Here is a 12,852-nt window from a genome sequence, read left to right on the forward strand (position 1 = left end):
GCGCACGGATAGGTCGGCGCCCGCTGGGGGGTTTTGTTGTTCGTTTTGTTGCGCTTTCAAACCAAAACCCATCGCCCGCCAGCGGGCTCCTACCAAGGGGCGTCAGGAGCGGCGGAAGCCGTGGCGGGGGGCGGCGTCGCCCAAGGTGGTGGGCGTCAGCGCGACGCCCATGTCGGCCAGGGCGGCGCGCTGTTCGGCCAGCGGCAGGCGCACGATGCGGTCCTCGATCGTGGCGAGCTTGCGCATCGCCGGCAGTGCCATCACCTGGGTGACCAGCGCCGCCATGCGCGGCCAGCGCGAGGCGTCGATGGCGTACTTCACGAACGCCGCGGTGCGGAAGAAGCTGGCGAGCGTGATGTCGGCGATCGACAGCTCGCCGAATGCGAATCCCTCCGGCGGCAACTGCGTCTCCAGGTAATCAAGCGCGGCGGGGATATCTTCCTCGCGCGCTTTGCGCACCACGGCCTCGTCCGCTTCCTCGCGGAATAGGAAACGCTTGGCGCCGAGCTGGAAGAACAGCCGCCAGATCAGTACGTCGCCCAGGTGCGTATCGGCGTATTCCTCCAGCCAGCGCGCGCGGGCGCGATCGGCCAGATCGGCGGGATACAGCGCCGGCGCGGGGTAGCGATCTTCCAGGTACTGGCAGATCACGCTGGAGTCGTTGAGTACCAACTCGCCCTCGATCAGCAGCGGAATGCGCCGCAGCGGGCTGAGCCGGGTGAACGCGTCGTTGCCGACGAACGGCGCGATGGGGTCGATCCGGTAAGCCACGCCCTTGAGCTCCAGCATGGCGAGCACCTTGCGCACGTACGGCGAGATCGGGCTGCCGATGATGCTGACGGGCTCGGACATGGCGTGCTCCTGCGGGTCGGTGGCGAGGCGGGCAGGGTGCGATGTGGCCGCAGATACCGTCAAGGCACGCTTGTCGACAGGACTTCTGGCAGGGGTCCCCCCGCATGGGCAGGACTAGGATCGAAGGGTTGGGCAGCGTCAGGGGCGCTGCGGGCGTCCGCCTGGCGGGCACGCCGCGAGTCAGGGAATGCTGTCCCGTACATTCCGGCGCCTGCGGGCGCCCGTTTTCACGTCAGCGGAGTCCCTCATGTCATCTCCCTTCGGTACACCGCGCCTGCTCGGCGCGCTGGTGCTGGCCAGCCTGTCGGCCGGCGCGTTCGCCACCGGCCGCACGCTCACCGACGCCGATTACGCCCGCGCCGAACAATTCGTCAATTACAAGGCGATTCCGCTGGTCGATCACGCCGTCACCAAGGTGAAGTGGCTCGACGATACCCATTTCGTCTACGTCGACCACGATGCCCAGGGCGATCGTTACCTGCGCATGGACAGCGCCACCGGCCACACCGAGCCGCTGTTCGACCAGGCGAAACTCGCCGCAGCGCTGGGCCAGCTCGCCGGCGGCAAGGCGCCCGAAGCAAACAAGCTGGGCCTGCAGGGCATTTCGCTCACCGCCGATGGTCGCTATCAGCTGACCGTGCATGGCAAGACCTACGTATGCAGCGTCGATGCCGTCTGCGCCAAGCCGTTGAAGGGCGAGGCCAAGGGCGACGAGCCCGGCGCGCTGTCGCCGGACAAGAAGAGCGAAGCGTTCATCCGTGATTGGAACCTGTGGGTGCGCGACATCGCCACCGGCAAGGAAACCCAGCTCACCACCGACGGCGTGGAGAACTTCGGCTACGCCACCGACAACGCCGGCTGGAAGCACACCGACAACGCCATCGTCGAGTGGTCGCCCGATTCGAAGAAGATCGCGACGTTCCAGCAGGACCAGCGCAAGACCGGCGACATGTACATGGTCTCCACCGGCGTGGGCCATCCCAAGCTCGAGGCGTGGAAGTACCCGCTGGCCGGCGACAAGAACGTGACCATGATCGAGCGCGTCATCATCGACGTGCCGACGAAGAAGGTGGTGCGGCTGGACATGCCGGCCGATCAGCACCGCTCCACCCTGTGCGACGACGTCAGCTGCGGCCCCGACGGCGGCTGGGACGACGTGAAGTGGGCGCCGGACGGCAAGACGCTGGCGTTCGTCTCCACCTCGCGCTTCCACAAGCACGAGTGGCTGCGCATCGCTGACGCGAGCACCGGCAAGGTGCGCACGGTGTTCGAGGAGACCGCCAAGACCTACTACGAGAGCGGCATCGGCCGGGCCAACTGGGCCTACCTGCCGGCCACGCACGAAGCGGTGTGGTACTCCGAGCGCAGCAACTGGGGCCAGCTGTATCTGGTGGACCTCAACACCGGCAAGCTCAAGCACGCCATCACCACCGGTGAGGGTGTGGTCACCGAAATGCTCAAGGTCGACCCGAAGAGCCGCACCGTGTGGTTCGAGGCGGTGGGTCGTCAGAAGGGCATGGACCCGTACTTCAGCCAGTTCTACAAAGTGAGCCTGGACGGCGGCAAGCCGACCTTGCTCACGCCGGAGCCGGCCAACCACGACATCAGCCTGTCGCCCGATGGCGCGAGCTTCGTCGATGCGTATTCCACCCCCAGCGTGCCGCCGGTCACCGTGCTGCGTGCCAGCAACGACGGCCACACGCTCGCCACTGTGGCCAAGGCCGATATCAGCCGCCTGCAGGCCACCGGCTGGGTGCCGCCGGTGCCGGTCACGGTGAAGGCGCGCGACGGCAAGACCGACCTCTACGGCCTGATGTTCAAGCCGACGAACTTCGATGCCTCCAAGAAGTACCCGGTGGTGGACTACATCTACCCCGGTCCGCAGGTCGGTTCGGTTGGCTCGCGCAGCTTCAACGCCGCGCGGGTGGATCACCAGGCGCTGGCGGAACTCGGTTTCATCGTGGTGGCGATCGACGGCATGGGTACGCCGTGGCGCTCGAAGTCGTTTCATGACACCTGGTACGGCGACATGGGCGACAACACGCTGCCGGACCAGGTCGTCGGGCTGAAGGAACTGGGCAAGCGCTATCCGTGGATGGACTTGAGCCGCGTGGGCATCTGGGGTCACTCCGGTGGCGGCAATGCGTCCACCGACGCGATGCTGCGCTACCCCGACTTCTTCAAGGTCGCCTGGTCCGAGAGCGGCAACCACGACAACCGCAACTACGAGGACGACTGGGCCGAGAAGTACCAGGGCGAGCTCACCGTCGACAAGGACGGCAAGAGCAACTACGACGACCAGGCCAACGAGAACCACGCGGCCAAGCTCAAGGGTCACCTGATGCTGGTGCACGGCACGATGGACGACAACGTGCCGCTGTCCAACACCATGCTGATGGTGCGTGCGTTGATGGACGCCAACAAAGACTTCGACCTGCTGCTGGTGCCCAACGCCCACCACGGTTACGCCAAGGACGCGCCGTACGTGATGCGCCGGCGCTGGGACTACTTCGTGCGTAACCTCGCCGGCGACACGCCGCCGGCGCAGTACCAGGTGACGCCGCCGAAGATGTAAGCGCTCCACGTCACCATTCGGCGTGATGGAAAAGCACGAAGGGCCGGTCGCATGACCGGCCCTTCGTTTTTTTCGCCCTGCGGAGGCGGGCGACGTATCGCCGCTGGAGGTGCAGGTCGTCGGATCGATGCGCGATCAGCGCGCCGCGACGGGCTGCGCCAAGCCCTTGGCGATCGCCTCATCGAGCAGCTTGCTCATGCCGCGACTGGCCTGCGCGGAGGCCTCGGCCTGACGCTTGCCCAGCGCGGCCTGCTGCTCGCCGAGGATGGCCTGCTGCCGACCCAGCGCGGCCTGCTGTTCACCGAGTGCTTCCTGCTGCGCCTGCAGTGCCTGCAAGCGCGACCGCAGGGCGGCCATGCGAGGCTCGCGGTTGTTGCTGGCGGCAAGCTCGGCCTGTTCGCTCGCCAGCTCTGCCTGCTGGCGGCCCAGCTCACCCTGCTGCGCGCCGAGCCCGCCCTGGCGACCGCCGAGTTCTCCCTGCCGTCCGCCGAGCCTGCCCTGCTCGCGCCCCAGCTCGGTGACCGGTGCGTACAGCGCCTTGGCGCGAGCCAGCAGCGCGGCGTCGCGGATCACGTACGCCCGGTCGCCGCGACGGAACCACAACAGCGGCTCGTCGTGCTTGCGCAGGCCGCGCGCCATCACGATGTCGCGCGAGTTGCCGTTCATGGTGATCGAGTCGCCGTCGAACAGCGCAAAGCCGTTGGCTGCACCCTCGTCCGTGTCGATATCGATGTGGCTGGCGGACACGCCTTCGATCGCCTTGGGCGGTGCGGGCGGCGGCGGTGGGGGCGGCGGTAGCGCATCAGTGGTGGGCGGCGGAGGCGGAGGCGGCGGTGTCGGCGGGGCAGGAAGCGCCGCACGGGCTTGCGCCGTGGCGGTGGCTACCGCAGCAGGTGCCACCGCCGGCGTGGCCCTCGCCGCGGGAGTCGCGGCAGTCGCCGGCATCGGTGCGGTGGTCGCGTCGATCGGCGCGTTGGCGCGGGTCACCCGGTAGGGCACCAGTCCGATGGCAGCCACGGCCAGTACCAGCAACCAGCCGCGCATGCGGGACGAGGGTTCGATGTGCTGGAGCATGGTCAGTCGCCTCTTGAGGTTATCGAACGTGGGGGATGCGCCGGCCAGGCCGGCGTGGAGGGGATGGCCCACGCCCAGGCGCAGCAGCAGGCGGCCGTAGTCCTGCGGCGCGGCGTGGGCATGCTGCAGTACCTGCGCATCGCAGGCGGCCTCGCGGTGCAGGGCGTACTCGCGCATCGCCCAGTGCACCAGCGGATGAAAGAAGAACAGCCGCTGCGCCAGCGCCGGCGCCCAGGCCATCCACAGGTCGCCGCGGCGCAGGTGAGCCAGCTCGTGATCCAGCGCCATCGCCAGCTCGCCCGCGCTGAGTATGTGCGCGGCGGGCAACAGCACGGTCGGTCGCCACAGCCCGATCACCTGCGGCGAATCGATCGCCGCGCAGACCCGCAGCGCCGGCGAACGCGCCAACCCCAGCTCGCGCGATCGCCGCGCGCACAGCGCCAGCAGGGTGGGATCGGCGGCTGGCGTGGAGTGCCGGCGCTGCGCGCGGGCGCGTCGCCACGGCGCGATGAGCGGCACCAGCGCGAGCACCAGCCCGGCCAGCCAGGCCGCGAGCAGGGCGCTACGGGCGTGGCGCGCAGCCACCTGCGTGATCTGCGCGACGAGCGACGGCGTGGCGGCGACGGTCATCGTGGGTGCGACCGTTCCCGCGGATGGTGCGGAGCCATTACGCGCGACCAGCGGCGTGCTCGCGATCGTCGATACGGCCGCCGGTTCCGGCGGCGCCAGCGGCAGCGCGATCGGCGCGTGCCAGACCAGCCCGAGCAGCAGCTGCACGCTCACCAGCCACCACAGCAGGCAGCGGGCGGAGGCGGACAGTCGCGGCAGCCAGTGGATCGTGGCGGCGACGGCGCCGATCAGCACGGTGGCCTGCAGCGAGGTCCACACCAGGCGTTCGAGCAGCATCGCGGCGAACACGTCGAGGGCGTGCATCTCAGCGCTCCTTTCGCTGCGACTGCAGCTGCGCAACCAGCGATTCGAGCTCGGCCAGCTCGGCATCGCTGACTTCGGCGCGCTCGGACAGGTAGGCCACGAACGGTGATACCGAACCGCTCAGCGTCTTCTCCACAAAACTGCCGACCGCGCTGCGCATCGCCTCGGCCGGGCCGGTGGCGGTGCTGTAGCGGTAGACCCCACGGGCCTGGCGGCGCTTGAGGTACCCCTTGCCGCGCAGGCGCTCCATCATCGTCAGCACGGTGGAACGGGCCAGACCACGCGCCTCGCCGAAGCCGGCGGCGACCTCGCCGACCGAGGCCGGCTCGTGCTCGGCGAGATAGTGCAGCAGGGCGAGTTCCTGGTCGCCGATGGTCGGACGGGACATGCGCGGGCTCCTTGACTACGTGTGTAGTCAAGCTAGTCCGTAACGACAGCTGTAGTCAAGTGCCGCCGGTTTTCCTGGCGCTGGCTCAGGGCATGTGCATCGCCGAGGTATGGATCACCTGCCAGCGGCCATCGCGCAGGCCCCAGATGTCGGCGAAGCGCAGCCGCACGCGATACGGCTTGCCTTCGCTGGTGCCTTCGAGCGTCGCCACGCCACCCATCACCGCCCCGCCGGGCCATTGCCGCACCACTTCTTGCTCTACGGTAAACGGCTTCATGGTGAAGCCGGCGGTGGTGTAGTCGCGGATGAAGTCCTGCTTGTTCTCAACCTTTCCCTGGCTGTTGAACAGCACGTAGTCGTCGGCCAGCAGCCGTTGCAGCGCGACGCCGTCGCCATGAATCTGCGCCTGGTCGAAGGCGGCCACGGCCTTGGCCAGCGCGGGCGGAAGCATCGGATGGGGTGCCGTGGCGGCATGGCTGGACGGCGCGACGGCCAACAAGGCGAACAGGGCGAGGATGGGGAGAGATCGCATCGGTATGGGCTCCAAGATCGGTCCAGGGCCGCGGGCCACGATGGCGCGACGGCCCGATGATGCCCGGATTGCCCGAAGCCTGCCGCTGCCGCCTTGCTCCGGGCCAAGCGTTCCGCAAAAAAAACGGGCGCCACCAGGGCGCCCGTTTTCTCGTTGCGGTGAAGCGTGGATCAGAACGTGTAGCGCACCGTCAGCATGGCCGACCAGCGCGAGACCACGCGGCTGGGGTCATAGAAGCCGCCGTCGTACACCTGCAGCTGCTGCGGCTGGTAGTTGCCGTTCTTGTCGGTGGGCAGGTTGTACACGTACTGGCCCTGCGCATTCACGCCACCGTAGTTGACCAGCGTGCGGGTCGGGTAGATGCCCGTGATGCGCTGCTGGCCCCAGTTCTTGTTCATCAGGTTGAGGAAGTTGTAGACGTCCAGACGCACCTCACCCTTGTTGCCCTCAAACAGGCCCGGGATCTCCTGCGAGAAGCTCATGTCGAGCGTGGTCACCCACGGCGTGTGCGCGCCGTTGCGCGACGCGATCTGGCCGCGGTGATCCTTGAGGTACTTGTCGCTGGCGAGGAAATCCTGGAACTGCTGGATCTGCTGCGCCGTGGCGTTGCCGTAGCTCACCTTCGGATCGTTCGCGGTCGGGATGTACGCCGGATCCCAGCCACCGATGCTGTCGCCGTTGGCGTCGTTGCCGAACACCCAGGTGTACGGGTTGCCGGTGCGGCCGTTGTAGAACATCGACACCTGGGTGGCATAGTCACCGAAGAACTTGTGCTGCCAGTTCAGCGCCAGCTTGATGCTCTTGGCGGTGTTGTAGTTCGAGGTGGCCGACACATCGCTGTTCGGGTTGAGGCGGGCGATGCGCGAGTAGCCGTTGTAGGCGATCGTGTCGGTGCCCGGATCGACGTCGGTGGCGTGGTTCAGCGTGATGCTCGCCGTGCCGGAGAGGCCCTCGGTGAACGGCTTGCTGATCGCCAGCGTGAAGCTGTCGGACTTGCCCTTGTGCGTGTTGGTCAGCAACGTCGAAGCCGAGCTGAAGGCCTTGTTGCGATTGGCCTGCGCGTCCTTCGAATTCGGCGCCTCGCCCGGGGTGGCCCAGAACTGCTCGCGGCCATCCGGCAGCACGCCGGTCGGCGCGCCGAAGTTCACCGCCTGGTACAGGATGCCGTCACGCACCTGGATGTGCTGGTACTCGGCCGAGCCGACCAGGCCCCACCACGGCAGCTCGCGATCGAGCGCCAGGCTCATCTTCCACACCGTCGGCAGCTTGAAATTCTTGTCGATGGTGTCGATCGAGCCGGCACCACCGCCAGCCGGGATCGGCTGGTTCAGCGGATCCGGGCTGAACGGCGCAGTGGCCGGATCGAACGAGGTGTAGGACAGCAACGTGACGCCGTTGTTTTGGAACGGGTTGGTCATCCACACCGTCGGCGGGGAGGTCTGGAACAGGCCCACACCGCCGCGCAGCTGGGTCTTGTACTCGGAGTCGAACGAGTAGTTGAAGCTCATGCGCGGCTCCACCACGCGGTTGCTTGAGCCGACGGTGTAGTCGTTGCGGTAGCCGAAGGCCTGCTCGAAGCCGGCGTTGTACTCGGGCTTGCCGCTGGAGTGCGGGATGTCCACGCGCACGCCGTACTGCAGCGAGAGCTGGTCGTTGACCTGCCAGGTGTCTTCCAGGAACGGGCTGTACTGGCTGTAGGTCCACTTGCCGGCGATGTCGTTGAGCGTATAGCCCGGCGCCGGGTGGTACAGCTCGTACTTGTTGTAGTCGCCGTTCTGGAAATTGTTCAGGCCCCAGAACGTGTACACGCCGAACTCGGCCTGACCGAACAGGTTGTTGATCTTGTTGCGCTGGTAGTCGATACCGCCCTTGATGGTGTGGTCACCCAGGTAGTAGGTGCCGGCCAGGAAGACGCTGAGCTTCTTGGTATCGATGTGGTTGTAGTGGCGGTAGCGCTCCTCACCCAGGTTCACCGACGGGCCCTTCCCGTCCGGCGACAGGTTCACCGTCACCGATGGCTGCTGGAACGGCGCAGTGGTGTCCTGCACGTATTCCTGATAGCCCACCTTCGCTTCGGTGGAGAAGTTCTCGGTCCAGTCGTCGAACAGGTGGCCGACGTAGTTCTTGGTGGTGATTTCCTTGGTGTAGGTGTAGCTCGACAGGCCCACGCTGTTCGGACCGTTGCCGCCCACCGCCGGCAGCAGCTCCTTGGTGTTCTGGTAGGTGAAGCTGGCGCGGTGGTTGTCGGTGATGTTCCAGTCGATCTTGCCCAGGTAACGCTTGTCGTCATAGGTCAGGCCGGTGGCGCCGCCGAAGTTGCCCGGGGTCAGGCCGAGCGCCTTCGCCGCGTCAATCACCTTCTGCAGGTCGCCCGGCGACACCTTGCCGCTGGTCGAGGCGCCGTCGCCCAGGGACTGGTCCAGGCCGTTGGCCGAGTCGGCGCCGATGCCGGTGGTCTTCTCGTGCTCGGCGGCGACGAAGAAGAACAGCTTGTCCTTGATGATCGGGCCGCCCACGGTCACGCCGTAGGTGGAGTCCTTGTCGTAGCCGTTGTACTTGTAGCCCTTGTTGTCCGACGGCAGCCAACCGGCGTCGCCGACCAGGTGGTTGGCGTTGCGGTAGGAGTAGTACGCCGAGCCATGGAACTGGTTGGTGCCCGACTTGGTCACCGCGTTGACGTCGGCACCGACGGTGTCGGAGGTGACGTCATAGGTGGCGGTGGAGATGTTGTACTCGGCGATGGTCTCCGGCGAGATCGCCGCCTTCTGGTACGGCAGGCCGTTGGCGTTCAGGCCGAACGGGTCGCCCTGGGTCACGCCGTCCACCGCGATGTTGTTGTAGCGGTTGTTCATGCCGTTGGCGGAGATCGAACCCACGCCCTGGTCCAGCACGGTAATGCGCGGATCGAGGCGGGCGACGTCGTCCACCGAGCGGTTGCCCTGCGGCGTGGCCTTGAGCTGGTCCTGCGAGATGTTGGTCGACAGGCCCTTGTTCTCCGAGGAGAAGGTCTGCGCCAGGGTGGAGGCGCTCACCGTCACCGCCGAGAGGTTGCTCGCCTGCGCGGCGCTGGCACCCATGCTCAGGTTGATCGACGAGGGCTGGCCCAGCTGCAGGTACACATTGTCCTGCTCGGCAGCGGCCGCGCCGTCCTTGCTCGCGGTGATCTCGAACGGACCGCCCACGCGCAGACCCTGCGCGGCGTAGCGGCCGTCGGCGTCGGTGGTCACCGTCTTGGTGGTGCCGGACGGCTGGTGGACGATGGTGACCGTGGCATTGGCCACCGGCTTGCCGGCGGCGTCGAGCACCCGGCCGGCGACGCCGGAGGTGGTGACGTTCTGCGCCGACGCGGTTCCAGCGGCAAGCAGGGCAGCGATGGCGACGGGCAGCAGCCGCGTGCGAAGGGTGGATTTCATCAACGGACCTCGAGTAGTGAAAAAACCATGGGGCGCCTGGCCGCCCGTTCGTAGGCGAGGCCGAAACGCACAGACGCCAAGTCCCCGGGGAGGGAACTCGGCGTCTGTTTCTCACACCATTTTAACGGGCTTTGATGACAGCTGGATATCACCCGGCAAGCGAAAGATCCTGCGATTCGTTCAGAAAGCCATGTCGAACGCCACCTCCCCCTGCACCCCCACCTGGTAGGCCGAGACGCGCCGCTCGAAGAAGTTGGTCACCTCCTGCACATCCTGCAGGTCCATGAAGTCGAACGGGTTCTTCGTGCCGTATTTCGGCGGCAGATCGAGCTGAGCCAGGCGCTGGTCGGCGACGTACTCCAGGTACTGGCGCATGTCCTTCACCGACAGGCCGGCGACGCCGCCGGACAGCACGTCCTCGGCGAACCGGGTCTCGCAGGCGATCGCCTCTTCCAGCATCTGTTCCACCTGCGCTCGCATGGTGTCGTCGAACAGCTCGGGCTCTTCGTCGCGCACCGTGCGCACCACTTCGAAGGCGAACGCCATGTGGCCGGACTCATCGCGAAACACCCAGTTGGTGCCCGACGCCAGCCCGTGCAGCAGCCCGCGCGAACGCAGGAAGTACACATAGGCGAAGGCGGCATAGAAGAACAGCCCTTCGATGCACGCGGCAAAGCAGATCAGGTTGAGCAGGAACTGCCGGCGATGATCGCGCGTTTCCAGCCGCTGCAGGTTCTGGATCGAGTCGATCCAGCGGAAGCAGAACTCGCCCTTGGCGCGGATCGAGGGAATGTTCTCGATTGCCGCGAACGCCTTATTGCGCTCGGCCGGATCGGGAATGTACGTGTCCAGCAGAGTCAGATAGAACTGCACATGCAGCGCCTCTTCGTAGAGCTGGCGCGACAGGTACATGCGCGCCTCCGGCGCGTTGATGTGCTGGTACAGGTTCAGCACCAGGTTGTTCGACACGATCGTGTCGCCGGTGGCGAAGAATGCCACCAGGCGGTGGATCAGGTGGCGGTCGGCCTCGCTCATCTTGCTGCGCAGGTCGGTGGTGTCGAGCGAGAAATCCACCTCGTCCACCGTCCAGGTGTTCTTGATCGCGTTCTTGTACATCTCGTAGAACGCGGGGTAGCGCATAGGGCGCAGGGTCAGCGCGAAGCCGGGGTCGAGAATGTGCGGCATGGGATTTCCTTGAGGGCGCTCAATCGAGTTTGCGCGCATAGTTCTCGCGCACGAAGCGGCTGATGTAGGTGGCCAGGCCGCGACCTGCTTCGGCGCGCTGCTGCATGTTCGCCACGTGGACGCGGCCGGGCCGGGCATGGGTGTATTCGTAGATGCCGTCATGGATGAAGCGCACCCGGATGAAGCCGTCGCCGCACTCGTAGGCGGCGACGCCGGATTTTCCGCTGAGGTTCCGGTAAGGCTTCATGGGTGGCATCGACTATTGGCAGGCCTCGCAGTACTCGGGATTTTCCAGCGAACAGAACACCGCGGCACTGGCTTGCTCCTGGTCGACCGGCGCGACGGCCTTGCCCGCACTCACCGTGGCCTTGGCGATCTTCGTCGCCGGCCGCGAGCGCAGGTAATACGTCGTCTTGATGCCGGCCTTCCACGCGTACATGTACATCGAGCTCAGCTGGCCGATGTTCGGGTTTTCCATGAACAGGTTCAGCGACTGGCTCTGGTCGATGAAGGCGGCGCGGGCGGCGGCCAGGTCGATCAGCGCCTTCTGCGGCAGCTCCCACACGGTGCGGTAGATCTGCCGCAGCCGCTCGGGGATCGCCGCGATGCCCTGGATCGAGCCTTCGGCCAGCTTGATCTGGTCGCGCACCTCGCTCGTCCACAAGCCCAGCGATTTCAGCTCGTCGGCGAGGTAGCGGTTCACCTGCAGGAAGTCGCCGGACAGCGTCTCGCGCTTGAACAGGTTGCTCACCTGCGGCTCGATGCACTCGTAGCAGCCGGCGATCGAGGCGATGGTGGCGGTGGGGGCAATGGCGATCAGCAGCGAATTGCGCAGGCCGTGTTGCTGGATGGTCGCGCGCAGCGTCTCCCAGCGTGAGGGCTCGTGCGGCGTGGCGTTCGGCCAGTAGTCGAACTGCAACTCGCCATTGGCCGCGCGGCTCTCCGCGAAACCCGGGTGCATCCCGAAGTCCACCGCCAGCTCGTTCGACTGGCTGAGCGCGTGGAAGTAGATCTCCTCGGCGATGCGCGTGGACAGCGACAGCGCCTCGGCCGAGTCGAACGGCAGCCGCAGCTTGAAGAACACGTCCTGCAGGCCCATCACGCCCAGCCCCACCGGCCGCCACTTGCGGTTGGCCGCGGCGGCGGTGTCGATCGGGTAGAAGTTGAGGTCGATCACTCGGTCGAGCTGGCGCACCGCGGTGCGCACGGTGGCGGCGAGCTGGTCGAAGTCGAAATGCTTCATTCCATCGGCACCATCGACAACATGCCGCGCCAGGTTGATCGAACCGAGGTTGCACACCGCCGTCTCGCTGGCCGAGGTCACCTCGAGGATCTCGGTGCACAGGTTGGACAGGTGGATCACATTCCCGGGTTTGGCCGTCTGGTTGCTGGTGGCGTTGCAGCGGTCCTTGAAGGTCATCCAGCCGTTGCCGGTCTGCGCCAACGTGCGCAGCATGCGCGCGTAGAGCTCGCGCGCCTTCACCGTCTTCACCGCCAGGCCGGACGCTTCCGCGGCGCGATAGGCCGCTTCGAAGGCTTCGCCCCAGCTGTCGACGAAGTGCGGAACCACCTTGGGATCGAACAGCGACCAGTCGCCGTCGCGCGCCACCCGGCGCATGAACTCGTCGGGGATCCAGTTCGCGAGGTTGAGGTTGTGCGCGCGGCGCGCGTCCTCGCCCGTGTTGTCGCGAAGCTCGAGAAATTCCTCGATGTCGGGGTGCCACGGCTCGAGGTAGACGCACGCGGCTCCCTTGCGCCGCCCACCTTGGTTCACCGCAGACACCGATGCATCCAGCGTGCGCAGCCACGGCACCAGGCCGTTGGAGTGGCCGTTGGTGCCGCGGATCAGCGAGCCGCGCGAGCGCACCCGCGAGTAGGCCAGGCCGATGCCGCCGGCGAA

The 12,852-nt window shown here is 66.6% G+C and carries 9 protein-coding genes; 1 reads left to right on the plus strand and 8 read right to left on the minus strand.

Features of this window, described 5'->3' with window-relative positions; all coding sequences use genetic code 11:
- Positions 1 to 102: 102 nt before the first annotated feature.
- Positions 103 to 852, minus strand: a complete 750-nt coding sequence (locus ACTHJF_RS13050) for a glutathione S-transferase family protein (RefSeq protein WP_440267488.1) — start codon at positions 850 to 852, stop codon at positions 103 to 105.
- Positions 853 to 1,099: 247 nt separating this feature from the next.
- On the opposite strand from ACTHJF_RS13050, the gene ACTHJF_RS13055 reads away from it, so the two are divergent.
- A complete protein-coding gene (locus tag ACTHJF_RS13055; RefSeq protein WP_440267489.1) occupies positions 1,100 to 3,427 on the plus strand; it encodes a DPP IV N-terminal domain-containing protein in 2,328 nt (775 codons plus the stop codon).
- Positions 3,428 to 3,562: 135 nt separating this feature from the next.
- Here ACTHJF_RS13055 and ACTHJF_RS13060 read toward each other — a convergent pair whose 3' ends face one another.
- The 7 genes from ACTHJF_RS13060 to ACTHJF_RS13090 form a co-directional block, all read right to left on the minus strand.
- Entirely contained in the window at positions 3,563 to 5,434 is a 1,872-nt protein-coding gene (locus ACTHJF_RS13060) for a M56 family metallopeptidase (protein WP_440267490.1), read from the minus strand.
- Between the two features lies 1 nt (position 5,435).
- Positions 5,436 to 5,822, minus strand: coding sequence for a BlaI/MecI/CopY family transcriptional regulator (locus tag ACTHJF_RS13065; RefSeq protein ID WP_440263080.1), 387 nt, complete (start codon positions 5,820 to 5,822; stop codon positions 5,436 to 5,438).
- 85 nt (positions 5,823 to 5,907) lie between these two features.
- Complete coding sequence (locus ACTHJF_RS13070; protein WP_440267491.1) at positions 5,908 to 6,354, minus strand: nuclear transport factor 2 family protein; 447 nt, start codon at positions 6,352 to 6,354, stop codon at positions 5,908 to 5,910.
- Between the two features lie 170 nt (positions 6,355 to 6,524).
- On the minus strand, positions 6,525 to 9,767 hold the full coding sequence (locus ACTHJF_RS13075) for a TonB-dependent receptor (protein ID WP_440267492.1): 3,243 nt from the start codon (positions 9,765 to 9,767) through the stop codon (positions 6,525 to 6,527).
- A 180-nt stretch (positions 9,768 to 9,947) separates the two neighbouring features.
- The gene (locus tag ACTHJF_RS13080) at positions 9,948 to 10,952 is read right to left on the minus strand and encodes a ribonucleotide-diphosphate reductase subunit beta (protein ID WP_440267493.1); all 1,005 of its coding nucleotides are present in this window, start codon (positions 10,950 to 10,952) and stop codon (positions 9,948 to 9,950) included.
- 19 nt (positions 10,953 to 10,971) lie between these two features.
- Positions 10,972 to 11,199: a hypothetical protein gene (locus ACTHJF_RS13085; protein ID WP_440267494.1), complete on the minus strand. Its 228-nt coding sequence runs from the start codon at positions 11,197 to 11,199 to the stop codon at positions 10,972 to 10,974.
- A gap of 12 nt (positions 11,200 to 11,211) precedes the next feature.
- Positions 11,212 to 12,852: ribonucleoside-diphosphate reductase subunit alpha (locus ACTHJF_RS13090; RefSeq protein WP_440267495.1), on the minus strand; the 1,641-nt coding region annotated here is incomplete at its 5' end.

Source organism: Dyella sp., assembly GCF_051962475.1.
GTDB lineage: Bacteria > Pseudomonadota > Gammaproteobacteria > Xanthomonadales > Rhodanobacteraceae > Dyella_A.